This is a genomic window from Deinococcus marmoris DSM 12784 (assembly GCF_000701405.1).
Taxonomy (GTDB): domain Bacteria; phylum Deinococcota; class Deinococci; order Deinococcales; family Deinococcaceae; genus Deinococcus; species Deinococcus marmoris.
This window is the reverse complement of record NZ_JNIV01000041.1, coordinates 1-24,224: the sequence shown is the minus strand read 5'-3', so window position 1 is coordinate 24,224 and position 24,224 is coordinate 1. Positions and strand designations below refer to the sequence as shown.

Annotated in this window: 21 protein-coding genes and 1 pseudogene; 7 read left to right on the top strand and 15 right to left on the bottom strand. The window is 64.4% G+C overall.

All coding sequences use genetic code 11. From position 1 onward, the window contains the following. Positions 1–27 precede the first annotated feature (27 nt). The 4 genes and pseudogenes from Q319_RS0111415 to Q319_RS0111405 all read right to left on the bottom strand — a co-directional run bounded on the left by Q319_RS0111415 (position 28) and on the right by Q319_RS0111405 (position 3,592). A complete protein-coding gene (locus Q319_RS0111415; RefSeq protein ID WP_245619142.1) occupies positions 28–1,080 on the bottom strand; it encodes a LacI family DNA-binding transcriptional regulator in 1,053 nt (350 codons plus the stop codon). Between the two features lie 187 nt (positions 1,081–1,267). Beyond that, positions 1,268–1,559, bottom strand: a pseudogene (locus Q319_RS29125) (transposase); the annotation flags it as partial. Positions 1,560–1,709: 150 nt separating this feature from the next. Continuing rightward, entirely contained in the window at positions 1,710–2,915 is a 1,206-nt protein-coding gene (locus Q319_RS0111410; RefSeq protein WP_051655316.1) for a sensor histidine kinase, read from the bottom strand. Beyond that, positions 2,912–3,592: a response regulator gene (locus Q319_RS0111405; RefSeq protein WP_029482630.1), complete on the bottom strand. Its 681-nt coding sequence runs from the start codon at positions 3,590–3,592 to the stop codon at positions 2,912–2,914. The genes Q319_RS0111410 and Q319_RS0111405 overlap by 4 nt, the downstream gene beginning before the upstream one ends. Positions 3,593–3,754: 162 nt before the next feature. Here Q319_RS0111405 and Q319_RS0111400 point away from each other — a divergent pair, with 162 nt between their 5' ends. Then, the gene (locus Q319_RS0111400) at positions 3,755–4,234 is read left to right on the top strand and encodes a DUF6326 family protein (protein WP_034414780.1); all 480 of its coding nucleotides are present in this window, start codon (positions 3,755–3,757) and stop codon (positions 4,232–4,234) included. A gap of 239 nt (positions 4,235–4,473) precedes the next feature. Here Q319_RS0111400 and Q319_RS0111395 read toward each other — a convergent pair whose 3' ends face one another. From Q319_RS0111395 to Q319_RS0111365, 7 genes are all read right to left on the bottom strand, one after another. After that, positions 4,474–5,115: a LutC/YkgG family protein gene (locus tag Q319_RS0111395; RefSeq protein ID WP_029482628.1), complete on the bottom strand. Its 642-nt coding sequence runs from the start codon at positions 5,113–5,115 to the stop codon at positions 4,474–4,476. After that, the gene (locus Q319_RS0111390; protein WP_029482627.1) at positions 5,108–6,529 is read right to left on the bottom strand and encodes a lactate utilization protein B; all 1,422 of its coding nucleotides are present in this window, start codon (positions 6,527–6,529) and stop codon (positions 5,108–5,110) included. Before Q319_RS0111390 ends, Q319_RS0111395 begins: the two co-directional genes overlap by 8 nt. Beyond that, on the bottom strand, positions 6,526–7,269 hold the full coding sequence (locus tag Q319_RS0111385) for a (Fe-S)-binding protein (RefSeq protein WP_029482626.1): 744 nt from the start codon (positions 7,267–7,269) through the stop codon (positions 6,526–6,528). Before Q319_RS0111385 ends, Q319_RS0111390 begins: the two co-directional genes overlap by 4 nt. 8 nt (positions 7,270–7,277) lie before the next feature. After that, a complete protein-coding gene (locus Q319_RS0111380) occupies positions 7,278–8,744 on the bottom strand; it encodes a rhamnulokinase (protein ID WP_081846007.1) in 1,467 nt (488 codons plus the stop codon). A gap of 136 nt (positions 8,745–8,880) precedes the next feature. Then, complete coding sequence (locus Q319_RS0111375; protein ID WP_081846006.1) at positions 8,881–10,983, bottom strand: bifunctional aldolase/short-chain dehydrogenase; 2,103 nt, start codon at positions 10,981–10,983, stop codon at positions 8,881–8,883. A gap of 144 nt (positions 10,984–11,127) precedes the next feature. Beyond that, entirely contained in the window at positions 11,128–12,330 is a 1,203-nt protein-coding gene (gene rhaI, locus Q319_RS0111370) for an L-rhamnose isomerase (protein ID WP_029482623.1), read from the bottom strand. Positions 12,331–12,367: 37 nt separating this feature from the next. After that, entirely contained in the window at positions 12,368–13,144 is a 777-nt protein-coding gene (locus tag Q319_RS0111365) for a DeoR/GlpR family DNA-binding transcription regulator (RefSeq protein WP_029482622.1), read from the bottom strand. 131 nt (positions 13,145–13,275) lie between these two features. Between Q319_RS0111365 and Q319_RS0111360 the strand changes: the two genes are divergently transcribed. The 6 genes from Q319_RS0111360 (at position 13,276) to Q319_RS0111335 (ending at position 19,911) form a co-directional block, all read left to right on the top strand. Further along, positions 13,276–13,611, top strand: a complete 336-nt coding sequence (locus Q319_RS0111360) for an L-rhamnose mutarotase (protein ID WP_029482621.1) — start codon at positions 13,276–13,278, stop codon at positions 13,609–13,611. Further along, the gene (locus tag Q319_RS0111355; RefSeq protein WP_245619140.1) at positions 13,604–15,151 is read left to right on the top strand and encodes a sugar ABC transporter ATP-binding protein; all 1,548 of its coding nucleotides are present in this window, start codon (positions 13,604–13,606) and stop codon (positions 15,149–15,151) included. The genes Q319_RS0111360 and Q319_RS0111355 overlap by 8 nt, the downstream gene beginning before the upstream one ends. Beyond that, entirely contained in the window at positions 15,148–16,170 is a 1,023-nt protein-coding gene (locus Q319_RS0111350) for an ABC transporter permease (protein ID WP_029482619.1), read from the top strand. Before Q319_RS0111355 ends, Q319_RS0111350 begins: the two co-directional genes overlap by 4 nt. Continuing rightward, entirely contained in the window at positions 16,167–17,168 is a 1,002-nt protein-coding gene (locus tag Q319_RS0111345; RefSeq protein WP_029482618.1) for an ABC transporter permease, read from the top strand. The genes Q319_RS0111350 and Q319_RS0111345 overlap by 4 nt, the downstream gene beginning before the upstream one ends. A 41-nt stretch (positions 17,169–17,209) precedes the next feature. Beyond that, the gene (rhaS, locus tag Q319_RS0111340) at positions 17,210–18,211 is read left to right on the top strand and encodes a rhamnose ABC transporter substrate-binding protein (protein ID WP_029482617.1); all 1,002 of its coding nucleotides are present in this window, start codon (positions 17,210–17,212) and stop codon (positions 18,209–18,211) included. Between the two features lie 272 nt (positions 18,212–18,483). Beyond that, complete coding sequence (locus tag Q319_RS0111335) at positions 18,484–19,911, top strand: arabinose isomerase (RefSeq protein ID WP_029482616.1); 1,428 nt, start codon at positions 18,484–18,486, stop codon at positions 19,909–19,911. A 159-nt stretch (positions 19,912–20,070) separates the two neighbouring features. Here Q319_RS0111335 and Q319_RS0111330 read toward each other — a convergent pair whose 3' ends face one another. The 4 genes from Q319_RS0111330 to Q319_RS0111315 form a co-directional block, all read right to left on the bottom strand. Further along, positions 20,071–20,676, bottom strand: a complete 606-nt coding sequence (locus Q319_RS0111330; RefSeq protein WP_245619139.1) for a GNAT family N-acetyltransferase — start codon at positions 20,674–20,676, stop codon at positions 20,071–20,073. Positions 20,677–20,694: 18 nt separating this feature from the next. Beyond that, positions 20,695–21,975: a phenylacetate--CoA ligase PaaK gene (paaK, locus tag Q319_RS0111325; RefSeq protein ID WP_029482614.1), complete on the bottom strand. Its 1,281-nt coding sequence runs from the start codon at positions 21,973–21,975 to the stop codon at positions 20,695–20,697. A 204-nt stretch (positions 21,976–22,179) separates the two neighbouring features. Then, positions 22,180–22,581, bottom strand: a complete 402-nt coding sequence (locus tag Q319_RS0111320; RefSeq protein ID WP_029482613.1) for a hypothetical protein — start codon at positions 22,579–22,581, stop codon at positions 22,180–22,182. A 110-nt stretch (positions 22,582–22,691) separates the two neighbouring features. Next, positions 22,692–24,224: glycerol-3-phosphate dehydrogenase/oxidase (locus tag Q319_RS0111315; protein ID WP_051655314.1), on the bottom strand; the 1,533-nt coding region annotated here is incomplete at its 5' end.

Genomic DNA, 24,224 nt, shown 5'->3' with positions numbered 1-24,224 from the left:
GTCTCCAGAAGAAGTCCTAAAGAGGGTTCAGGTGGTCTGGCGGTGGATGATTTCGAAGCCCAGATCGACGCTTTTTTCGGCCACAGCCGCGCCGCGCAGGCTGGACAGCAGCATCTCGGCGGCCACCCGGCCCATCTCGGCGCGGGGCGTGCGAACTGTGCTGATCGGCGGGTTGAGATTGGCGGCGATGTCCTGATCGTTGAAGCCGCAGATGGCGAGGTCCTGCGGCACCCGGATGCCCCGGCGCTGGGCCTCGAACAGCGCCCCGGCGGCCAGATCGTCGTTGACCATGAACACGGCGTCAATCTCCGGGTGCCGCAGGAGCAGTTCACTGAGCAGTTCGCCGCCCACCGTGATCGAGCTGGGCGTCTCGCGGTGGGCCACCAGATCGGCCCGCAAACCCGCGCCCGCCAGCGTGGCCTGAAACGCAGTCATGCGGCGCACGCTGCGCGGATCGCTGTCGGTCATGGACCCGGCATAGGCCACCTGCCGCCGCCCCCGCCCGATCAACTCACGCGCCACCGCGCGGCCCACGGCGGCGTGGTCAAAGCCCACGTTCAGGTCCAGCGGACGCGGCGAGAGGTCCAGCAGTTCCATCACTGGCACGCCCGCCGATTGAACCATCCGCACGGTGGCCTCGCTGTGGTCGATACCAGACAGGATAATGCCATCAGGCCGCCAGCCCAGCAGCGCGCGGACCAGTTCCTCCTCGCGGGCCACGTCATATTCGGTGGTCCCCAGCATGGTGTGATAGCCAGCAGCGGCCAGGGTGTCGTGCAGTGCGTCCAGCGTCGGGACATGCACCGAGTGATGGAGCGTCGGGATGAGGACGGGGATCACGCCCCCAGAGCCACGCGCCAGGCTGCCGGCCAGTCGATCAGGGATGTAACCCAGTTGCGCCACCGCCTCGTGAATGCGGGCGCGCAGTTCAGGAGAAACGGCCTCAGGGGTATTGAGGGCGCGGCTGACGGTCATGACGGCCACGCCCGCCGCCCGCGCCACCTCGCTGAGGGTCACCGCCTGACGTTTGCGGCCAGGCCGCACGGAACTGGGAAGTGGAGTTGAACGGGTACGCGTCAAAAAACCCTCCAGAGCAGGGAAAAGAGTTAGAACATTCAGCAAAAATATCCGGCAAGATGGTGGTGCAGATGATAGCGCTATCAAATCGGATTTGGGCGGTCTTTGACGGGTTGCCGGCGGTGTGGGCTTCAGCAGCCAACAACCACAGCTTGTAAACGTCCCAGTACAGGAAGAGGACCCATCAACGTCAGGTGCCAGGGGACCAGAGACCTCTGAAACGTAGCGCCAGCTTATGGGCCGCGATCTTCCGGCACACATGCGCGCGGATTGGTCTGCGGGGAACGAGTTGCGGGAGCATCAGATAGAAAGACTGATGTAGACGTAAAAAGATGGTCTCTACAGTCTTCCGAACCCAACCCGCCGCCCTCCAACGGAAGGGGGGGAGTTTTCATGTTCGATCTGGGCTGCGCGTGTACACCATAGCCCTGATCAGCCCAGTCTCCAAGCACCAAATCCCCCTCAAATTTGTGCAGCAACGCACAGTTCATACGGACTGCCGTTTGGAACGCGGGAAAGATTGGGAAAGCGCAGGTCTCCACACTCCACGCCCGGAGGGCTATTTTTCTCCTACTCGCTCTCTTGCCCAGCTCTGCAAGTCCCGCTTGGATTGCAGGTGTTTTCAACACCTTTTAATCGGAGTCCGCAGCATCCCCAGCGAGGGGCTTCAGCGTGACCCGTACCCCCGCTCCGTTTCTGGTGTTGAACAGCCTCATCTGGCCTCCATGCGCGTCGATTAATGATTTCGAGATGGCCAGCCCCAGCCCACTGCCGCCGCGCCCACGTTCCCGGTCTGGGCCGCTGTAAAACCGTTCAAATGCCCGGTCCAGGGCTTCTGCGGTGAACCCTGTGCCTGTGTTGTGGATCTCGATGTGGACGGCCCCCGCTTGCGCCGCAAGCCTGACCCAGACCGTGCCGTGCGGGGGCGTGTGGCGCAGGGCATTGGTCAGCAGGTTCTGAACCACTTGCTGCAACCGTCGCTGGTCACCCATCACCCTGACCGGTTCGGCGCAGAGGTCCAGGAGAAGATCGACGCCCTGTGCCTGGGCTGCCAGCAGGTGATCGGCGTGCAGACGGATCAGGACATCCTGCACCTCCACAGGGCCAAGATCGAGCCGCAATTCGCCCGCTTCGGTCAGCGAGAGGAGTTGCAGATCCTCGATCAGTCTGGACAGCAGGTCCGCGTGGCCGATCAATTTCTCCAGTTCCTGCGGGCTGGCGGGCAACACGCCGTCACGCACGCCTTCCAGTCGTCCGCGCAGCACCGTGACCGGCGTGCGGAGTTCGTGGGCCGTGGCGGCCACGCTGTAGCGCCGTTCCCGCTCCAGCCGTTCCAGGGACGCGGCCATGGCGTTGAAGTCCCTCAGGAGCCTAGCCGTTTCGTCATTGCGACGGTTCAGGCTGCGGCTCAGCACCGCGCGGGCGGTGAAGTCCCCGGTGGTCAGCCGGTTTGCGGCAGCGGAGAGTTGCGTCAAGGGACGGGCAAAACGTCTGGCCGCCCACCACGCGAGCAAAGCCAGCACGGTCAAGAGCAACGCCACGCCGAACGCGAACAGGCCCTGGAGTTCATCCACATTCAGGGTGGTGCTGGACAGCCGCCTGGCCTGTACCAGCAGGGATTCGAGTTCACCAGGGGGCAACCCAAACTGTGCCGTCAGCAGCGCCCCGGTCTGGCGCTGCACCTCATCCATGAACACGGACCAGGCGTAGCTGAGGACGACGAACACGGTCAGCGAGGTCAGCAGCGCCAGCCCCAGCATGGTCTTGTAGAGGTCGGCGGCCAGCGAGTTCCAGCCGCGCCACACGGCTTGCCAGGGCGTCTCACGCGGCGGCTTCATTCGTCCGCCAGCCGGAAGCCCACGCCGCGCACGGTCTGAATGAGATCAGGCTGGCCTGCCCCCTCCAGTTTCCGGCGCAGGTTCCACAGGTGGGTGTCGATCACCCTTTCCAGCGCGTCCGATTCGGGCAGGGCGGCGTCCAGCAGTTCCTCACGGGAACAGACCCGGCCAGGGTGCCGCAGCAGGTGTTCGAGCAGGCGGTACTCGGTCATGGTCACGTCGAGGCGCTCACCAGCCACCCGCACCCGCACGGCCAGCGGATCGAGTTCGAGCCGGGCAAAACGCAGCGGTTGCCCGGTGTCCTGCGCTCCGGCGCGGCGCAGCACGGCTTTCACGCGGGCCACCACCTCCAGCGGGCTGAAGGGCTTGACCACGTAGTCGTCCGCGCCCATCTTGAGGCCCAGCAGTTTGTCCAGATCTTCCGCGAACGCCGTGACCATGATGACGGGCGTGCCTGCCGTCTCCCGGATACGGCGCAGCACCTCAAAGCCGTCGAACCCAGGCAGGTTGACATCCAGCAAGACCAGATCAGGCCGGACCGCGCGGTGCAGTTGCACGGCGGCTGGGCCGGTGCTGGCCCGCTCGGTGCGGAACTGCTCTCGGCGCAGATACGCCTCCAGCAATTCGGCAATGTCCGGCTCGTCTTCCACGATCAATACGAGTTGGCTCTGATTCACGCCTTTCAGTGTAGGCACCCGTGCCAAGACCACGCTCAAAGATTGTCGAGAAAACTTGTCAATTCCCAGGAAGCGTCTTGTGGGTCGCCGCACACACTCCTTGCAGGGTTGCACGTTGCCGCCCAGAGAGTAAGTCCCACCCACCGAACCAAGGAGCAGCACATGACACGACACATGTCCACTAACAGCCCCATTAACAGCGCTTCGAGAGACCCACAGATTCCGGTACAGGCCAGGCTCGCCGCCGCCTGGGCCAGCTTCATGTTTCTCTATATCTACGTCGACATCCTGAACTTCTACAAGCCCGGCGTCGTCGACGGCATCCTGGCTGGCCTCGTCTGGAAGTTCGACATCAGTGCGCCGCTCTTGACCATGATGCTCGTGTCCGTGTCGATCCCGGCCATGATGGTCTGGCTCTCCATGACGCTGCCTGCGCGGGTCAACCGCGCCACGAACCTCGTCGTTGCGTCGCTCCTCATCCCCTATTCGGTGTTCAACGCGGCAGGGGCAATCTGGGAGTGGGCTACCTTTTACGGTTTTTCCATCGGACTCGAGGTGCTGCTCCTGGCCTTCATCCTGCGCTCCGTCTGGACCTGGCACCGAACGCCCTCCGGAGCGGCAGATGTCGCGGCGGCAGCTTGACGCCCTCCGAGATCTTCTTCGTTGCGGCCAAAGTGATCAGCACCAGTTTCTGAGGAGCAGGCGTCTCATACGGGTTCCGGGCGTGGTGTGTGGAAGTCGGGTCCGTTCCAATTCCCGAGTGGAACAAGGTCAACCAGTCGAGTCGGTCCTACTGGAGATGAGTGGCCCCCCAACTGCGCCGAGTTGTTCCCTGATCCCAACGGGGATTCGTCTCAAAGTTTCAGAGGCCGGGGTTGTCGTCAGGGTGCGGGAATCTGGTCCACCACCACCACACACAGTCGGCGTGGCCCGTGTACGCCCTCCACCCGCACCAGTTCGATATCGCTGGTGGCACTGCCGCCGCTGATCCAGGTCAGCGGGCGGCCCGCCTGTACACTGGCCTCCGCGAGCTGCACGCCCTCCAGCACACTTTGCACGATCTGTTCGGCGCGAATAATGCAGATGTGCAGGTCTGGAATCAAAGTCAGCGCCCGGCGGCCCTGATCGGGGGCGTGATCCAGGATGATGGTTCCGGTTTCGCTGATGGCCACCGCGCAGCCTGTAACAACGGCTTCTGCGCCGTCCAGCCCGGCGTGGCTCAGCGGCGGATCGTCACGCAGCAACTCCAGCCCAGCAGGCAGGAAATCGGGATGGAGTCCGGCGGGAACCAACACGCGTTTTGCTCCGGCCAGAGCGGCTTCCACAGCCCTTGCCACCTCTGCTTCAGGCACACGCTGAAACGAGGCGCGGTAGTCCTCGATGCGGTCCTGAAACTGATGCAGCATGGCTCCACGCTCCAGCCGCTGGCCCTGCGGGTAGGCGGGCAATGCTGGAGCCTCCACGCCTGCAACCGCGCGGTTGATGCGGGTCAGCATCTCCAATCTGGCCTCGGCGTTACTCACTGCCCTGCTCCCTTTCCTTCCACCACTCGCGGAAACTCTGCGGCGGTAAGGCTTTCAGGTCACGGCTCTGGGTCCAGCCGCCCAGCAGACCGGGTAAAGAGGTGATCTCGCCGCCTTTGACCAGTGGCCCCTGGCCCACACGCGCCAACTTCAGCGCGCCCTCGAAACGCCAGCCCGAACTCATCGCGTAGCCCACCGCCTTCATCGCCAGGGCTTCGGCAGTCACACCCTTTTCCCCAGTGATCTCGCCGCGCAGATAGATCAGCACCTGGGGAATGTTGATCCGCACAGGGCAGGCGTCGAAGCACGCGCCGCACAGGCTGGACGCGCCGGGCAGGGTGTTGGCATTCTTGTCCTGCATCCCCAGCAGTTGCGGGGTCAGAATCGCGCCGATGGGGCCGGGATACACGCTGCCGTAGGCGTGGCCGCCCGTGCGCTCGTAGACTGGGCAGACGTTCAGGCACGCCGAACAGCGGATGCAGCGCAACGTTTGCCGCCCAGTGGCGTCGGCCAGCACGTCACTGCGCCCGTTGTCCAGTAAAATCAGGTGAAATTCCTGCGGGCCATCGCCCGGCGTCACGCCGCTCCAGAACGAGGTATAGGGATTCATCCGCTCGGCGGTGCTGGAGCGGGGCAGCAGCTCCATGAACACGGCCAAGTCTTCCCATTTCTCCAGCACCTTCTCGATACCCATGATGCTGACCAGCACTTGGGGCAGCGTGAGGCACATGCGCCCGTTGCCCTCGGATTCCACCACGCACACCGTTCCCGTTTCGGCCACCGCGAAATTGACGCCTGAGACGGCCATTTTGGTGGTCAGGAATTTATGGCGCAGATACCGCCGCGCGGCCCCGGCGAGTTCGGCAGGCGAATCGCTCAAGCTCCCCTCTCCGGGCAATTCCCTGTTGAACAGCGCCTGAATCTCGGCGCGGTTGCGGTGGATGGCGGGTACCAGAATATGGCTGGGCGTGTCATTCGACAGTTGCACGATCAGCTCGGCCAGATCGGTCTCGATGGCGTGGATGCCGCGCTCTTGCAGGGCCGCGTTCAACTCGATCTCGTCGCTGGTAATGCTCTTGACCTTGATCAGCTCAGTGACCGCGTGGGACTGGGCAATGCGGACCACGATCTCGCGGGCCTCCACCGCGTCGCGCGCCCAATGAACCTGACCGCCCCTGGCCCTGACACTGCCCTCCAGTTGCAGCAGGCGGTCACTCAGGTTTGCCAGTGACGCGTCCTTGGTGGCCTCGCCCAGCACGCGCAGGTCTTCCCAGTGCGGCAACTCGCCCACCGCCCGCAGCCGTTTCTCGCGGATGGTGTGCGTCACTTTGCGGAGGTTTGCACGCAGTTGCGGCTGATTCACTTTGTCGCGGGCGGCTTCGGGAAAGGGTTTTGCGGGGTGCAGACCGCTCATGCGAAGACCTCCCCTTCAGTACTCGCCAGAATCTCGGCCAGATGGACGGTTCCTGCGCCACTTCTGAGGCGGTGCAGACCGCCGCCGATGTGCAGCAGGCAGGAATTGTCGCCAGCCGTGCAGACCTCCGCGCCGGTATCCAGGATGTGGCGGGTCTTGTCGGCCAGCATGGCGGCGCTCACGTCGGGATTTTTGACGCTGAAGGTGCCGCCGAAGCCGCAACACTCCTCGCTGCCTTCCAGTTCCAGCAGGGTCATCCCGCGCACGTTTCTCAGCAGTTTGAGGGGCGCGTCGCCCACCCGCAGCACGCGCATGGCGTGGCAGGTGGGGTGGTAGGTGACGCGGTGCGGATAGTACGCGCCCACGTCGTCTACGCCCAATTTATTCACCAGAAATTCGCTGAGTTCAAACACCCTGGGGGCCAGTTCCTCCACCTCGCGCAGCAAGTCCTGATCGCCGCCCCACTTCGCCGCCTCCGGGTACAATTCGCGCACCATCGCCGCACAGGAGCCGCTGGGCATCACCACCACCTCCGAATCCCGGTAGTCGTCCACGAATTTTCGGATCAGCTTCAGGGCGTCGTCACGGTAGCCGGTGTTCAGGTGCATCTGGCCGCAACAGGTCTGGTTGGCGTTGAAGCGCACGGTCTGGCCCAGCCGCTCCAGGAGGCGCACGGTGGCCTGCCCGGTGCGCGGGAACATGGCGTCATTGATACAGGTAATGAACAGGTCAATTTGCATGTGAAGGTCTACCTCGACTCTACCGCGTGCGGCGCGCTCTGGCGAGGGAGAAACGTCCGCAAGTCGCACGAATCTCGCACGATCTGACGCACTTCGGGCAGGGATGCGCCCGCCTGAATCAGCAGGTTGCCCATCAACGTCGCCTCCACCGGGCCAGCGACCACCGTTTTGCCGCTGGCATCGGCGATGAGCTGATTCAGAACGCCGATCTGCGAGCCGCCGCCCACGATATGAACCGTGCTGATGGGCTGCCCACTGACGTCTTCCAGCACGTCCAGAATCTGCGCCGTTCTGTGGGCCAGGCTGTCCAGCACACAGCGGGTGATCTCTGCTGGCGTCTGTGGCACCGCCTGACCCGTCTCACGGCAATAAGTCTGGACGCGCACGGGCATATCCGTGCCGGGTGGTGAAAATCGGGCGTCGTCCGGGTCTATGAGCGGGCCACCCTCAACAGCCTGCGCCTGCGCGTAGAGTTCGCCGTATTCCAATCCCCAACCCTCATTGCACTGCTGGATGATCCACAGCCCCATCACGTTTTTGAGGAGTCGGGTGGTTGCCCCCTGACCATCAACACTGACGCCTGACTCGTTGGTCAGGTTTTCCGCCCGTGTGCGCGGCGTGATGACCGGCTGGGGCGTCTCGATGCCCACCAGACTCCAGGTGCCGCTGGACACATAGGCCCACCCGTCACCATCGGCAGGCACGGCGGCGACGGCAGAGGCCGTGTCGTGCGTGGCAGGCGCGATGACCTGAACGCCGCCCAGCCCGGTTTCGCGGGACACCTCCGGCAAAAGTTCCCCCAGGACGCTGCCAGCTTCGACGATGCGCGGCAGCATTCCAGTTGGAATCTCCAGCGCGTTCAGTAGCTCCGCCGCCCACGTTCCAGTTTGCGGATTGAAAAACTGCGTGCTGCTGGCGTTCGTCCTTTCGGTCACGGCCACACCGCACAGCCAGAAGTGGAGGAGGTCAGGCACCATCAACATCGTCTGCGCGCGGACCAGATGTTCGGGCGCTTCGGCGGCAAGCTGATACAGGGTGTTGAAGGGCAGAAATTGAATGCCAGTGGCGTCGTAAATCCGCTCATCGGACAGTTGCGCCCGCACGCGCTCCATCACGCTGCTCAGGCGAGGGCTGCGGTAGTGGTGAATCTGCCCCAGCAGGTCGCCGCGCCCGTCCAGCAGCCCATAATCCACCGCCCAGGAATTGACGCCCACACTGGCGATCTCGCCGTGCCGCGACGCCAGTTTCAGGCCGTGCAGGACCTCGCGCCACAGGCCCAGGATGTCCCAGTAGAGCTGGCCGCGCACTGGAACGCCGCCGTTGGGAAAGCGGTGGAGAATCTCGACATGGAGTTTGCCGCCTTCCAGCGTGCCGAGGGCGACGCGGCCACTGGAAGCACCCAGGTCAATGGCAATGAAGCGGCGTGTGGCGTGGGACTCGTGGCTGTTTTGGTTGGATTGGTTTTGGGACGCCATGCTCGCCTACCCCCTCCCCAACCCTCCCCCATAAAGAGGGAGGGAGCTAATAACGCAGTCCTTGTTTTTCTTCTCCCTCTTCATGGGGGAGATGTCGCGTAGCGACAGAGGGGGTGGTGAGCGTAGCGAACTCGCCTCACCGCACATACGCTGTCGGCACGCCCCCGTCCACCGTGATCACGCCGCCCGTCGTCTTCGCGGCGGCGGGCGAGATCAGCCAGTACGTCGCCTCGGCAATATCTTCGGGGAACACATTGACCTTCAGGGTGGTGCGGTTGCGGTAGAACTCTTCGAGCTGATCGGGCTGGAGGCCATACGTCGCCGCGCGTTCGGCCCGCCACTTGCCGTCCCAGATGCTGCTTCCGGCCAGGATGCCGTCGGGCAGCACCGAGTTGACGCGGATGCCCGCCGCGCCGCCTTCTTCAGCCAGACAGCGGGCCAGATGCAACTCTGCCGCCTTGGCCGCGCTGTAAGCCGCCGCGTTCTTGCCCGCCGCCACGCTGTTCTTGCTGCCGATAAACACCAGACTGCCGCCCGTGGCCTGCGCCCGCATCAGCTTGAATGCCTCACGGGCCACCAGAAAGTAGCCGGTGGAAAGGATGCTCTGGTTACGGTTCCACATTTCCAGGCTGGTGTCTTCGATGGGGGCGCTGGACGCGATTCCGGCGTTGTTGACGGCGATGTCCACGCCGCCGTAGGTCAGGACGGCGTGCTGGTACGCATGGATGACCTGCCCCTCCTCGGTCACGTTCATGGAAACGGCGGTGCCCCGGCGGTGGCCGCGCCCTTTGGTGACCTCATCGGCCACCGTCTGCCCACCGTCTGCGTTCAGATCGGCGATAACGATGTGCGCGCCGTCCGCCGCGAGCCGGTGGGCAATCGCCCGCCCGATACCGCTGGCCGCACCGGTGACCAGGGCCACATGCCCTTCCAACGCCTTGGGCGCAGGCTTGAGGCTCAGTTTGTACAGTTCCAGCGGCCAGTATTCAATCGCGTAGCTCTCGGCGGCGCTCAATGACACGAAGCCGCCCAGACTGCTGGCCGATTTCATGACCTGAATGGCGCGGGTGTAGAGCTGACGTGACACGTCGGCCCCCTGAGCGTCCGGGCCGCTGTTGACCATGCCCAGGCCCGGAATCAATACCACGCGCGGCGCGGGCGTGAACATCACATCGCCGTCGCCCTTGTTGCCGTCGAAATACGCAGCGTACTCGGTCTTGAAGCGGGTCACGCCCTCCTGCGCGGCGGCTTTCAGAGCGTCCAGTCCCTGCTCCGGGGTCCAGTCCAGGTACAGCGGCACGCGTTTGGTATGCACCAGATGATCCGGGCAAGCCGCGCCCACCTGCGACAATTCGGCGGCGGCGTTGGAGTTGACGAATTCCATGATGTTCGGCGAGGTGTCCACTTCCAGAATCACGGGCCGCGCCCCCTTCATCGCGCCGCGCAAAATGGGCAGAACGCTGAATAAAAGGGCGTCGCGTTCGTCGGCTGGCACGCTCTGGACTTTCGCGCCGCCGAAGGGCTGGGCCTCGGCGTGGGCCTCCAGATATGCCTGCGCCTCGCCGATGATTTTGAGGGTGGATTCGTAACTCTCTTTCGACGTGTCGCCCCAGGTCACCAGTCCATGCTTGCCCATCACCACGGCTTCCAGCCCCGGATTGTCGCGCACCGCCGCGCCGATCTGCTGGCTCAGGGTGAAGCCGGGGCGGATGTAGTCCACCCAGGCCGCCCTATCGCCGTAAATTTCGCGCATGATGTCAGGGCCATTGGGGGTGCAGGCAATGGCGATAATCGCGTCCGGGTGCGTGTGATCCACATGCTTGGCGGGCACGAAGGCATGCAGCAGCGTCTCGATGCTCTGGCGCGGACGGCCCACTTCAAACGCCGTGCGGTCCAGATACGCCGTCATCTCCTCGTCGCTCATGCTGGGGCGGTCAAAGAGGGGCAGGACCTCATCCAGCTTGAGTCCGGCAAATCCTTTCTCGGTGATGCTGGCGATGTCCGAACCCGAACCCTTAACCCACAGCACCGTCACGTCGCGGCCCAGGTGATCAATTTCGACGCTCTTGGTGCTGGTGTTGCCGCCGTAGATATTGACCAGCGTGCGGTCCGCACCCAGCAAGTTGGAGCGGTAGGTCAGGCTGGCAAGGCCGTCTGATTTGGGCGCGGCGGCGTCGTTCCAGCGGTTTTCGGGCAGGCCAGAATGGGTGGAGGCGGTGCGGGTCTGGGTTTCGGTCATGTGGGCAGCTCCTTGATCGGGGTGAGAGACGGCAGCAGCTTTAAGAGATTTGGAGCTTGAGAGTGAGGAGTGTCGCTGGGAGGGCGCTTGCGGTTCCCCCCTCCCAGCCTCCCCCGCAAGGAGAGAGGAGCAAAGAGAAAGGCTTTAAACGATTCCAGCCTTTTCCCTGACCGGGTAGCCGCCGCCGCCCGTCTGGGTCCCGCGCTCATCCGCGACTCTGGCCTGATAGCCGCTGTCCCGATGCGCCTTGATCGGATCGAGCGGCAATCCCAGTTCGCCGCGCAGCTCCCGCAGCAGCGGGCGCACATCTGATTTGAAGGCGTCGGTCAGGACCCGGTGGGCGGCCAGCACATCGCCCCTCTCCTGGGCCTCGCGCAGCAGATCGCGGTCAATCAGCAGGGCGGCGGCGTAGGCTTCCTGACAGTTCAGAACGCTTTGCAGCATGGCCTCCACCTTCGGCTCGATGTTGTGGCTCTGATCGATCATGTAAGCCACGTTCTGCGCGGTGCGGCGGGTCACATCGTCCGCCGAATTCGCGCCGGAGACCAGTTCGGCGTAGATGCAGAACAGCTCGAAGGGATTGGTGGTGCCCACGATCAGATCGTCGTCGGCATAGCGGCGGGCGTTGAAGTGAAACCCGCCCAGCCGCCCCTCGTCCAGCAAAAAGGCCACGATCTGCTCGATGTTCACGCCCTGCGCGTGGTGGCCCAGATCGACGAGAACCTGCGCCTTTTCCCCGATGGCGAGGCAATGTGAGTACGCCGCGCCCCAGTCGAACAGGTCGGTGGCGTAGAAGGCGGGTTCAAACAGTTTGTATTCCACCAGCATTCTGGCGTTGTCGGGCAGCGCGTCGTGAACCGTCTTCAACCCCGCACGCATCCGCCGTTTTCGCGCCCGTAAGTCGTCCTGCCCGGCGTAGTTGGTGCCGTCGGCAAGCCACAGCGAGAGGTCACGGCTGCCGGTCTGTTTCATGACCTCCACGCAGTCCAGCAGGTGCGCCGTGGCCTGTTCGCGCACGGCCTCGTCCGGGTTGGTGACGCTTCCCAGCTTGTATTCCTCATCCTGAAAGACATTGGGATTGATCGCGCCGATGTGCAGGCCACGCGCTGAGGCGTAGGTCTTCAATTTCGAATAATCCTCTACCTCGTCCCAGGGAATGTGCAGGGCCACGCCGGGGGCGATGCCCGTCAGGCGCTGGACCTCGGCGGCGTCGTCCAGCTTTTCCCAGATGTCGCGGGCCGCGCCGGGGGCGGCAAAGGTCTTGAAGCGCGTGCCGGAGTTGCCGTAGCCCCACGACGGCGTTTCGATGCGCTGGGCTTGCAGGGCGGTCAGAAGATCGGCGTTCATAGGTTCCTCCAGAGAGCGGGCATCACCGTGCTGGGCATCACGGGGCCACGATCAGTTGAATGTCGTCGTTGTCCAGGCGGGATTTCAGTTCGGCGTCGGGATCGGCGTCGGTGATCAGGGTGTTGATATCGCTGTGATCGGCAATCGTCGCCAGCGCCTTGCGGCCAAACTTGCTGCTGTCCACCAGTGCCACCACGCTGCTGCCACTGCGGACCAGCGCCCGTTTCGCGCCCACCTCGGGCAGATGCGGATCGGTGAATCCGGCGTCCGGCGTGTAGCCTTTTGCTGAAAAAAAGACAAGATCTGGGTGCAGCCGCTCGATGGTGTCGGTGAAGAATGCGCCCACGAACGAGCGGGCCGGAGCGTGAAAGTTGCCGCCCGCCATCAGGAAGGGCACGCCCCCTGCGGCCAACACGTTGGCGGCGTCCAAACTACAGGTGATGGCCTGAACCTGACGGGCGGGCAGCAAGCGGGCCAGCGCCAGACTCGTCGTGCTGGCGTCCAGCGCCACCGTATCGCCGTCCTGAATCAGAATCAAAGCGGCGCGGGCGATGCGTTCCTTGGCGTCCACGTTCTGCGCGGCGCGCATGGACTGCGACAGTTCCTCGGCGGTGCGCTCCAGCAGTTGTGCGCCGCCGTGGACGCGCAGCAGTTTGCCCTGTTCGCACAGGGCGTCAATATCGCGCCGCACGGTCATTTCGTGAACGCCGAAGTCGGCGGCCAGATCCTTGATCCGCACCACTTTATCGCTCAGGGCACGGCGCAGAATGTCCTGCTGACGCCCCGGCAGGGGAGCCATGATCTCTGAATGCATGGCGGTATCCTAACATCAAAGTCACAAAATACAACAGGGTCTTGCAATGTTGTGTGGGCTTATGCTTAGATACTTTCCGTACCTCAACCCAGGCAGGCCCCGGCGGCCCCCCACTTTCTCAGGAGTCTTTGATGTCCCATCCTGCCCAACCACAACGGGTCTGTTTTCTGCTCCAGGTGCGCCCGGAGCGCCTCGCGGAGTACCGGGAACGCCACCGCGCGGTGTGGCCGGAGATGCTCGCGGCCCTGAGCGAGACGGGCTGGCACAACTATTCGCTGTTTCTGAAAGACGACGGCCTGCTGATCGGCTACTTTGAAACGCCCGATCTTCAGGCCGCCCGCGAAGGCATGGCGCGGCGCGACGTGAACGCCCGCTGGCAGGCGGAAATGGCCCCGTTTTTCGTGGAGCTTGAGGGCAACCCGGACGAGGGCTTCTTGCAACTGGAAGAGGTGTTTCACCTTGACTGAGCTTCAGAATATGCAGCCTCAAACTATCCAACCGCTGCTCAGTCTCAGCCACGCCAGCAAGTCCTTCGGGCCAGTTCAGGCGCTGTCCGACGTGAGCATTGACCTATTTCCCGGTGAGGCGCACGCACTGCTGGGCGAGAACGGCGCGGGCAAAAGCACCTTCGTCAAGATTCTGGCCGGGGTTCACCGCCGCGAAGGTGGCAGTCTGACCGTGGCGGGCAAAAGTGCCGATTTCCACTCGCCCGGCGAGGCGACGGCGGCTGGAATTGCCATCATTTACCAGGAACCCACCCTGTTCCCCGATCTGTCCGTGGCCGAGAACGTGCTGATGGGACGGCAACCACGCGCTGGGCTGGGCCGCATCGACACCCGCGCCATGAACGCCCGCGTCACGGAGCTGCTGCGCGAACTGGGCGTGGCCCTCGATCCCTCGCGGCCCGTGCGCGGCCTGAGCATCGCCGATCAGCAACTCGTCGAGATTGCCAAAGCGCTGTCCCTGAACGCCAACGTGTTGATCATGGACGAGCCGACGGCGGCCCTCACGCTGTCCGAAACAGACCGGCTGTTCCGGGTGGTGCGCGCCCTGCGGGAACGCGGCGCGGCGGTGCTGTTCATCACGCACCGGCTGGAAGAAGTGTTTGCCGAGTGCCAGCGCGTGACCGTCATGCGCGACGGCACCTGGGTCAGCACCGGGCCGATCAGCGACTACGACACCGATCTGGTGGTCAAGCAGATGGTGGGCCGTGAACTGGGTGACCTGTACCCGCGCGGCGAGATGACTCTGGGCGAGGTGGCCCTGTCCGTCCGCAACCTGAGCCAGCCGAAGATGTTCTCCGATATTTCCTTTGAGGTGCGGCGCGGTGAAATCGTCGCTCTGGCCGGACTGGTGGGGGCCGGGCGCAGCGAGGTGGCCCGCGCCATCTTCGGCATCGATCCGCGCAGTGGCGGCGAGGTTCGCATAGGCGACGCTGTAATTCAGCCGAACAGCACGCGCGCGGCCATGAGCGCTGGGCTGGGCCTGGTGCCCGAAGACCGCCGCCAGCAGGGTCTGGTGATGGATCTGAGCATCGAGCGCAACGCCAACCTCGCCATCCTGAACCGCCTGACGGGTGGCCTGCTTATGAACCGAAAGGCGGAGGCTGAGAACGCGCAGAACTGGACGAGCAAACTCCAGCTCAAGGCGCACCGCCTGAGCGATCCGGTCAGCAGCCTGTCGGGCGGCAACCAGCAGAAGGTGGTGCTGGCAAAATGGCTGTCCACCAACCCCAGCGTGCTGATCGTGGATGAACCCACGCGCGGCGTGGACGTGGGCGCGAAGGCCGAGGTGCATAAGACGCTGGCGGAACTGGCGGCCTCTGGTCTGGCCGTGCTGATGATCTCCAGCGACTTGCCCGAAGTGCTGGGCATGGCAGACCGCATTCTGGTCATGCGTGAGGGACAACTGGTGGGCGAACTGAGCCGCGCGGAGGCCAACGAGGAAGCCGTGATGTATCTGGCAACGGGGCAGCGGGCTTGGGCCAAGCAGGCGGGTGCAGCATGACTGAGCGTTCCGTGCCCGCCTCCGCCCCAGCTTCCCCCGGCTGGCTGAGCCGCCTGCTGATGGCCCGCGAGGTCAGTCTGGTGGGGCTGTTGCTGCTGGTCACGCTGGGAACTGCCGTGATCAATCCGCTGTTCCTCAGCTTCGGCAGCGTGCGCGATCTGCTGCTGAACGTGTCGATCATCGCCCTGCTGGTGGTGGGACAGACGCTGGTGCTGCTGATGAAGCACGTCGATCTGAGCGTGAGCAGCACCGTGGGCCTCAGCGCCTTTCTGACCGGCTCGCTGTTCGTCGCCAACCCTGGAATGCCGGTGCCGCTGGCCCTGCTGTTCGGGCTGGGGCTGGGCGCGGTGCTGGGGAGTGTCAACGGTCTGCTCGTCGCCTACGGCAAGGTTCCGGCCCTGGTCGCCACGCTGGGCACGCTGTACGTGTTCCGGGGCATTACCTACGCGGTGGTCAGCGGCGGGCAGATCAACGCCAGCAACCTGCCGCCTTCTTTCCTGGGCTTCGGCACCGGCAGTGTGCTGGGCGTGCCCAATCTGGTGCTGCTGGCGGTGGCGGTGCTGATCGGCTTCGCGTTCTACCTGCGCTCATACCGGGGCGGGCGCGAATACTACGCCGTCGGCTCCAACAGCGAGGCCGCCGTGCTGGCCGGGATCAACGTCACGCGGCGCACCATGACCGGGTTTGTTCTCAGCGGGGCAATTGCCGGGCTGGCGGGCGTGCTGTATCTGGCGCGTTTCGGCACGGTGGACGCCACCGCCGGGGCAGGGCTGGAGTTGCAGGTCATCGCGGCGGCGGTGGTGGGCGGCGTGAGCATCAACGGCGGCGTCGGCACGCTGCTGGGCGCGGGTCTGGGGGCGCTACTGCTGGGCGTGATGGGTAGCGCCCTGGTCACGCTGCGCGCCCCCGGCTTCTATCAGCAGGCCATTCAGGGCGCACTGCTGCTGGCCGCCATCAGCATCGACATGCTGGTATCGCGCCGGGCGGCAAAACGCCTGCAAGAGGAGCGCAAATCGTGAACCGCTTCAGAAGTCTATTGGGTGGTCTGCTGGGCTGGGAGTTCTCCCTGATCATCCTCGTCGGCGCGGCGCTGCTGATCGGCGGCCTGCTGTCGCCCGACTTCCTCACCGGCTCCAACATCTCCTTCCTGACCGCCAATTTCAGCGAGGTGGCGCTGATGGCGCTGGCTATGACGCTGCTGATCATCGTGGGCGAGATTGACCTGTCCGTGGCGTCGATTCTGGGCCTGTGCAGCGCGGTGATCGGCATTCTGTTCGCCGCCGGGGTGCCGATGCCGCTGGCGATTCTGGCCGCATTCGTGACCGGGGGACTGGCCGGGCTGTTCAACGGCCTGCTGGTCACGCGGCTTGGGCTGCCGTCGCTGGCGGTCACGATTGGCACGCTGGCGCTGTACCGGGGGCTGGCCTACGTGTTGCTGGGAGACCGGGCCATCGCGGAGTTCCCGGCCTTCTACACCAACCTGGGCTTCGGCAACGTTCCCGGCACGCTGATCCCACTGCCGATGGCACTGTTCGCGGTGCTGGCGATCCTGACCATCATCGTGTTGCACGCCACTCCGTTTGGCCGCTCGCTGTACGCGATTGGGGCCAACCAGATTGCCGCACGCTTCGCGGGGCTTCAGGTGGAGCGGGTCAAGCTCTCGCTGTTCGTGCTGTCGGGGCTGATGGCGGCGCTGGCCTCGGCGGTCTACACCTTCCGCTTCGCCAGCGCCCGCGCCGACAATGCCAGCGGCTTCGAGCTGAGCGTGATCGCCGCCGTGCTGCTGGGCGGGGTCAGCATCTTCGGCGGGCGCGGCAGCGTGGTGGGAACGGTGGCCGCCGTCTTTCTGATCGGCATCATCAACGGCGCGCTGACCATCCTGGACGTGTCCAACGAAATCCTGACCATCGTGACCGGGCTGCTGCTGATCGGCTCGGTGCTGGTCCCCAACCTCCTGACCCATTTCCGCACCTACCAACAACGCCGCCGAATCAAGGGCGACTCCGTGATCCAGTAACCCGTTCACCCGCCCCTTTCTCTCCCATCTGGAGGTTCGTTATGAAAAAGCGCATTTTGCTGTTGTCCGCCCTGGCCCTCGGCCTGTCCACCCTCTCGTTCGCCCAGGCTCCCACAACGATCAAGAAGGGGCTGAAGATCACGCTGCTGCCCAAGAACATCAACAACCCCTACAACGTCATCGAGACGCAGGGCGGCCTGGACGCGGCCAAGGAGATCGGGGCCGTTGCCAAAGTCGTGGGGCCGTCGGACGCGGGGGCCAGCAGCCAGGTCAGCTACATCAACACCGCCATCGCGCAGCGGCAGGACGCGCTGGTTCTGGCAGCCAATGACGCCAACGCGCTGCTGCCGTACCTCAACCGCGCCAAGCAGGCCGGGGTCAAGATCGTGACGATGGATTCCGATACCGCCGTGTCGGGGCGCACCCTCTTCATCAATCAGGCCAACTCCGAGGGTATTGGCCGCGCGCAGGTGCAACTGCTGGGCAAACTGGTCGGCTACAAGGGCGACATCGCCGTCCTCAGCGCCACGCCCAACGCCACCAACCAGAACACCTGGATCAAGTGGATGCAAGAAGAGCTGAAGCTGCCCAGGTACAAGGACATGAAACTGGTCAAGATCGCCTACGGCAACGATGACGATCAGAAGTCCTTCACCGAAATGCAGGGGCTGATTCAGGCGTACCCCAACCTGAAAGGCGTGATCTCGCCCACCACCGTGGGCATCTCGGCGGGGGCGCGTTACCTGTCCACCAGCCCCAGCAAGGGCAAGGTGGCCCTGACGGGTCTGGGAACCCCCAACCAGATGCGTGCCTTCGTCAAGGACGGCACCGTAACGGCCTTCCAGTTGTGGAACCCAGGCGACGTGGGTTACCTCGCCACCTACGCGGCGGCCTCGCTCGCCAGCGGCATGATCACAGGCAAGCAGGGCGAAACGTTCATGGCAGGCAAGCTGGGCAAGTACACCGTGGGCAAGGACGGCGAGGTCGTGCTGGGGCCGCCCTACACCTTCGATAAGGCCAACATCGACAAGTTCGATTTCTGAGGGTTACTGCAAACTTCGCAGTTGGCAGGGGGGCGGCTTGCGGTTTAACCCCTCCGGCGCTACGCGCCACCTCCCCTTAGAAGGAAGGCAAGAGTTGCGGAAATGCCCAGCCAGTCGCTGTTCTTGGCTCCCTTTTGAGGGGAGCTGGCGGCGAAGCCGACTGAGGGGTTAAACCGTAAGGCCTACCCCTTAACACCGAATAACTTTCACCCCGCCGCCCACGTCCACACCCGGACTGGGCGGCCTTTCCTTCACCCATCAGCGAGGTTCCCATGCCCCACCATCCATTCAAAGTCGGCCTCTTCGGTATTGGGTTGGACACGTACTGGCCGCAGTTTCCGGGGCTGGAAGAACGCCTGAAAGGCTATGTGGCGCAGGTGGCCGCGCGGCTGGAGCGTCCCGGCGTAGAAGTCGTCAACCTGGGCCTGATCGACTCGCCCCCCGGAGCGCGTGAAGCAGGGCACCAACTGAGACAGGCCGATGTGGACATCATTTTCCTGTACGCCACCACCTACGCGCTGTCCTCCACCGTGCTGCCCGCTGTACAGCGTGCCGGGGTTCAAGTAGTCATCCTGAATTTGCAGCCCACAGCGGCGATTGACTACGCCAGTTTCAACGCGTTAGGCGACAGGACAAAGATGACAGGTGAGTGGCTGGCTTACTGCGCCGCCTGTCCGGTGCCGGAAATCGCCAACGTCTTTGCCCGCGCAGGCATCCCCTTTCATCAGGTGACGGGCGTGCTGGACGGTGATCCGCATGTCTGGCAGGAAGTGGATGGCTGGCTGGAGGCGGCGCGCGTGGCACACGTCATGGAACATGGCCGCCTGGGCGTGATGGGCCGCTATTACAACGGCATGCTCGACATCTACAGCGATCTGACCTTGCAGGCCATCGCCTTCGGCACCCACATTCAGATCGTGGAGCTGGACGAGCTGGCGGTTCTCCGTAAAGAGGTTGGAGAGGTGGAGACAGCAGAGCGCGTTCAGGATTTTCAGCAGGAATTTGAAGTTCAAGCCGACTGCGCCCACGAAGAACTGGTCCGCGCCGCCCGCACCAGCGTGGCCCTGGATCAGTTTGTCGAAAAGCATGGCCTAACCTCCCTGGCCTACTACGCCGAGGGAACCCCTGGCAGCGACAACGAGGACGTGATGGGTTCGGTGATTCTGGGCTGCTCGCTGCTGACCGCACGCGGCGTTCCGGTGGCCGGGGAGTACGAGGTCAAGAACGCCCAGGCCATGAAGATCATGGACAGCTTCGGCGCGGGCGGTTCATTCACCGAGTTTTACGCGCTGGACTTCGCGGATGACGTGGTGCTGATGGGCCATGACGGTCCCGGCCATGTCGGGATCGCGCAGGGCAAAACAAAGGTGCGCCCGCTGGCGGTCTACCACGGCAAGGTGGGCAGCGGCCTGAGCGTGGAAATGTCCGTACAACACGGCCCCGTGACCCTGCTCTCGGTGGTGGAGGACGGCGGCAGCCTGAAACTGCTGGTGGCCGAGGGCGAATCCGTTCCAGGCCCAATTTTAGAAATCGGCAACACCAACAGCCGCTACCGTTTTCCCCTGGGCGCGCGGGGTTTCGTGGAAGCCTGGAACGCCCAGGGACCAGCGCATCACTGTACGGTGGGCGTGGGGCACATCGCGGACCGGATCAGGAAACTGGGGGCATTGAAAGGGCTGCGGGTGGTCCAGGTCTGCTGAAGGCGCGTCCCAGACACTTTCTCCAGCAGTCCTGTGGCGCAGTGACCACATCCTGAACGGCAGCAGCACACCTACACCTCACCCGCTCACTACCAGTGCGGTGTTCTAGCCTTTGCCTTTGCTTGCGCTTCCAGGCTGGATGGTCAGATCGCAAGTCAGTCACATCTGCCGCGCCGGATGGCCCAGCCACGGCGTCCACAATTCGGTCTGCTCCGATGCGGCGACGGTGAAGCCCGCTGTTCTATACAGGCCCAGCGCCGCCGCGTTCTCGTCGGTGGTGGACAGTTGCACGCCGGGCACGCCCAGTTCCTGCAACCGCTCCAGATAGCTCTGAAGTAGCCCGCGCCCCAGCCCCAGCCCGCGCGACTGCGGCAGCAGATTCAGGTGCAGATGCGCCGGAAACCCGGTTTCGGAGGCATGCGGCGACGGGTAGCGCAGGGTACGGATCAGATACGGCAGGGCGGCAAGTGGGCGCGCGTAGCGCCGGGTCAGGACGCCGGGCAGCACCGTATCCGCCACCACCCGCACCAGCGCCCGCCGATACGCGCCCTCGTTCAGCGAGCCGACGATATAGCCGATCACGTCGCCCCCCACCTGGGCCACGTAGCCCACCGCATCCGGCAATCGGAAGTAGGCCCGCACCCACAGGTCTGCGAAAAGCTGCGGGTCCGGGAAGTACGTTTTGGCGCTGGCTCCAAAGAATCCTGTCTGGTACGCGATTTCTCCCAGCCGTGCCTCGTCGGTGGGCTGCATGGGGCGGATCAATGGACGGCTCAAACAGGCCTATCTCTCGCCGCGCAGGTCCGTCACGCGGCGCAGTTTTCCGCCCTCGCTGCGGGCCAGGCTGCCCGGCACGCACAGTTCGCAGCGCACGCTGACGCCCACCTGTGTCTTGATCAGGCGCACGATCTCGTCGCGCAGGGTGACGGCCTCGCTCTCGGCCTCCACCTGCAAGGTCAGCTCGTCCATCGGGCCAGTGCGGCTCAATGTGACGTGATAATGCGGGCTGACCTGCCCCAGGCTGACCAGCACGGCCTCCAGTTGCGTGGGGTAGACGTTGACGCCGCGCAGGATGATCAGATCGTCGCTGCGTCCCCGGATGATGTCCATGCGCCGCATGGTTCGGCCTGTGGTGTTCTCGCCGGGCAACAGCCGTGTGATGTCCCCGGTCCAGTAGCGCAGGATCGGTAGCGCGCTGCGGCTGATGCTACTCAGGACCAGCACACCCCATTCGCCGTCCGGCAGCGCTTCCCCGGTGTCAGGGTCCACGATTTCGGGGTAGAAATGGTCCTCCCAGATATAGCTCCCGCTTTGCTCAGTGGCGTCCTCGTTGCTCACGCCTGGGCCGATGATCTCGGAGAGGCCGTAGATGTTGGTGGCGGTCACGCCCAGACGTTTCTGGACCTCGGCGCGGGTCTTCTCGGCCCAGGGTTCCGCGCCCAGCACAGCGTATTTCAGGGAATTGTCTTCTGGCGCAATGCCCTGGCGTTCCAGCGCCTCGGCCAGCACCAGGGCGTAACTGGGGGTGCAGGCGATCACCTGCGGCTGCAAATCCTGAATCAGCCCCACCTGCCGCTCGGTACCGCCACCGGAGACGGGCACGGTACACAGGCCCAGCCGCCGCGCGCCGCCGTCCAGCCCCAGCCCGCCCGTGAACAGGCCGTAGCCGTAGGCGTTGTGGAACACCATGCCGGGCCGCGCCCCCGCCGCGTACAGGCTGCGGGCCACCACCTCGGCGAAGATGTCCAGATCGTGGGCGTCGTAGCCCACCACCGTCGGCTTGCCCCCGGTGCCGCTGCTGGCGTGCAGGCGGCGCAGGGTGTCACGGGGCACGGCGCACAGGCCCAGCGGGTAATTGTCGCGCAGGTCCACCTTGCGGGTAAACGGAAAGCGGATCAGATCGTCCAGCGTTTTCAGGTCACCGGGCTGCACGCCCGCCGCGTCAAACTTTTCGCGGTAGGCAGGGACGTGTTCGTACTGCCGGGCCACCATGTCCTGAAGGCGGCGCAGTTGCAGGGCGCGCAGTTCAGGCAGGGGCAGGGCTTCAAATTGGGGCTGGAACAAGGGAAAACCTCCTGGGGTGGAGGTCAGTTTAGCGGGCAGGTGGCTTTATGGGGCGGTGGGATGGATTCTTAATTCAGGTCGCCGCCTACCCGGTGGTCCCCTCACTCTTCCGTTGCTACGTTGCTACCTCCTCTCACGTAAGGAGCGGAGGAAAACGGAAGTTCGAGGATTGACTTCACACAAAATCGGCCTGCCATGACAGTGCTAACGAATGATGTTCATGGCCCGGTTGTACATCGCGCCCTGGGACGCCTCCTGGCTCTGGATGCGGTAGTGCGCTTCCTCTGCTTCCACTTCGTGGCCGGAGACGTCCACGAAGCAAAGGTCACCTTCATGCCGGAGGTCAAGGAGGTGTTCGACCAGCCTGATGAAATCTGCTGAAGTGTCCGGGGTGTTCAGCAGTCGCTTAAAGGTGCTGAACGACAACTGACGCCCATGCCCTTCCCCCTTCGTCCTGCCCTGATATTGGGGGTGGACCACGCGATGACAGGCCGGACAGGGCATGGAAAGCCCGATCTGCTGTTCATAGATGAGCCACTCTGCCTGACAGTTCCGGCACATCATGATCACGTCTGGCTGGTCCCGGTCAAGCGGCTGGAAGGGCATCACCCCACCGTACCAAGTTTACTTGATACGTTCAGGGATCAGCACCAAAGAATCCGCCCGAACTCCAAGTTCCGGGCGGCTCCACCTTCCTGCTCCATCTGAATCTGCGCTCAGACCGGGCGGATTTCCATCTTTTCCCGGCCCGCCGCATCCGCAGAAACAACTCCGCCAGGCAGCATGTAGCCCGTTGCCAGTTCCCGGTAAGCCTTCACCTGTGCGGCCTGCCACCCGTCATCCTGTCCCAGTTCCTCGGCCATGATCACGGCCACGCGCGGCGCGGCGTCGGCACTGGCGCGGGCATTCAGCAGCAGGGCGCGGGTGCGGCGGGACAACACATCCTCCACGGTGCGGGCCTGCTCCTGCTGCGCGGCCCAGCGCACTTCTGCCTCCATGTAGGGCAGTTCGGGATGCAGCCGCACGGACGCGCCGGGCAATGCCTTGATCCGCTCGGCGTCGGTGCCGTAGACCTTCCAGGGTTCGGGCAGATCGTCGTGGGTCGCCCCGTGCAGGCTCAGGCCCTCGGTCAGACTCATGCGCCGGGGCAGGCCCACCAGTTCGGCGGCGCGGGTCACGGCGTCCGCGCCCATACGGCGGTAGGTGGTCCACTTGCCCCCGGTCAGGGTGAGCATCCCCCCTGCCGAGATACGGATGACGTGATCGCGCGATAGGGCCTTGGTATCAGTGCCCTCGGCGGCCTTGACCAGCGGGCGCAGACCAGCGTAGACACTGCGCACGTCGGCACGGGTGGGCGCGGGGTCCAAGTACTGCGCCGCCGTCTTGAGAATGAAATCCACTTCCTCGGGCAGGGCGCGCGGCTCCCAGGACACGTCGGGCACGGGGGTATCGGTGGTGCCGATGACTACATGGTCATGCCACGGCACGGCAAACAGCACGCGGCCATCGTCGGTGCGGGGAACCATCAGGGCGCTCTCACCGGGCAGAAAATGACGGTCCACTACCACATGCACCCCCTGGCTGGGCGAGAGCATCGGCTTCACCGCCGGATCCTCCATGCGGCGCAGATCGTCCACGAAGACGCCTGTGGCGTTCACGACAACTCTGGCACGGGCCTCGTGGGTGTGCCCGGTCTCGTCGTCGCGCCAGTTTGCGCCCACGACTTTGCCACCGTCCATCAACAGGCCCGTCACGGGCGCGTGGTTGACCGCCACGCCGCCGTGGTCCTCCAGGGTCCGCAGCAGCGTGATCGCCAGCCTGGAATCGTCAAACTGTCCATCGAAGTACAGGATGCCGCCGCCCAGACCGTCTTTCTTCAGGGTGGGGGCACGCTTCAGCGCCTCAGCCTTGCCGATGTAACGGCTGCTTTGCAGGTTCAGCTTGCCCGCCAGCAGGTCGTACATCTTCAGGCCGATGCCGTAAAACGGTGCGGACCACCACTTGTAGGCGGCGATCACGAAGCCCAGATCACGCACCAGATGCGGGGCGTTGCGCTTGAGCAGGCCGCGCTCGTGCAGGGCCTCGCGCACCAGCGACACATTGCCCTGGGCCAGATAGCGCACGCCGCCGTGGACCAGCTTGGTGCTGCGGCTGGACGTTCCCTTGGCGTAGTCGTGGGATTCCAGCAGCAGCACGCTGTAGCCGCGCGTGGCCGCCTCCACCGCCGTGCCCAGGCCGGACGCACCGCC

Coding starts and splice junctions, on each gene's coding strand:
- Q319_RS0111350 (WP_029482619.1), top strand. CDS start 15,148: ATGACTGAGCGTTCCGTGCCCGCCTCCGCCCCAGCTTCCCCCGGCTGG.
- rhaS (WP_029482617.1), top strand. CDS start 17,210: ATGAAAAAGCGCATTTTGCTGTTGTCCGCCCTGGCCCTCGGCCTGTCC.
- Q319_RS0111365 (WP_029482622.1), bottom strand. CDS start 13,144: ATGCATTCAGAGATCATGGCTCCCCTGCCGGGGCGTCAGCAGGACATT.
- Q319_RS0111390 (WP_029482627.1), bottom strand. CDS start 6,529: ATGAGCGGTCTGCACCCCGCAAAACCCTTTCCCGAAGCCGCCCGCGAC.
- Q319_RS0111360 (WP_029482621.1), top strand. CDS start 13,276: ATGTCCCATCCTGCCCAACCACAACGGGTCTGTTTTCTGCTCCAGGTG.
- Q319_RS0111335 (WP_029482616.1), top strand. CDS start 18,484: ATGCCCCACCATCCATTCAAAGTCGGCCTCTTCGGTATTGGGTTGGAC.
- Q319_RS0111410 (WP_051655316.1), bottom strand. CDS start 2,915: ATGAAGCCGCCGCGTGAGACGCCCTGGCAAGCCGTGTGGCGCGGCTGG.
- Q319_RS0111380 (WP_081846007.1), bottom strand. CDS start 8,744: ATGGCGTCCCAAAACCAATCCAACCAAAACAGCCACGAGTCCCACGCC.
- rhaI (WP_029482623.1), bottom strand. CDS start 12,330: ATGAACGCCGATCTTCTGACCGCCCTGCAAGCCCAGCGCATCGAAACG.
- Q319_RS0111375 (WP_081846006.1), bottom strand. CDS start 10,983: ATGACCGAAACCCAGACCCGCACCGCCTCCACCCATTCTGGCCTGCCC.
- Q319_RS0111400 (WP_034414780.1), top strand. CDS start 3,755: ATGACACGACACATGTCCACTAACAGCCCCATTAACAGCGCTTCGAGA.
- Q319_RS0111385 (WP_029482626.1), bottom strand. CDS start 7,269: ATGCAAATTGACCTGTTCATTACCTGTATCAATGACGCCATGTTCCCG.
- Q319_RS0111320 (WP_029482613.1), bottom strand. CDS start 22,581: ATGCCCTTCCAGCCGCTTGACCGGGACCAGCCAGACGTGATCATGATG.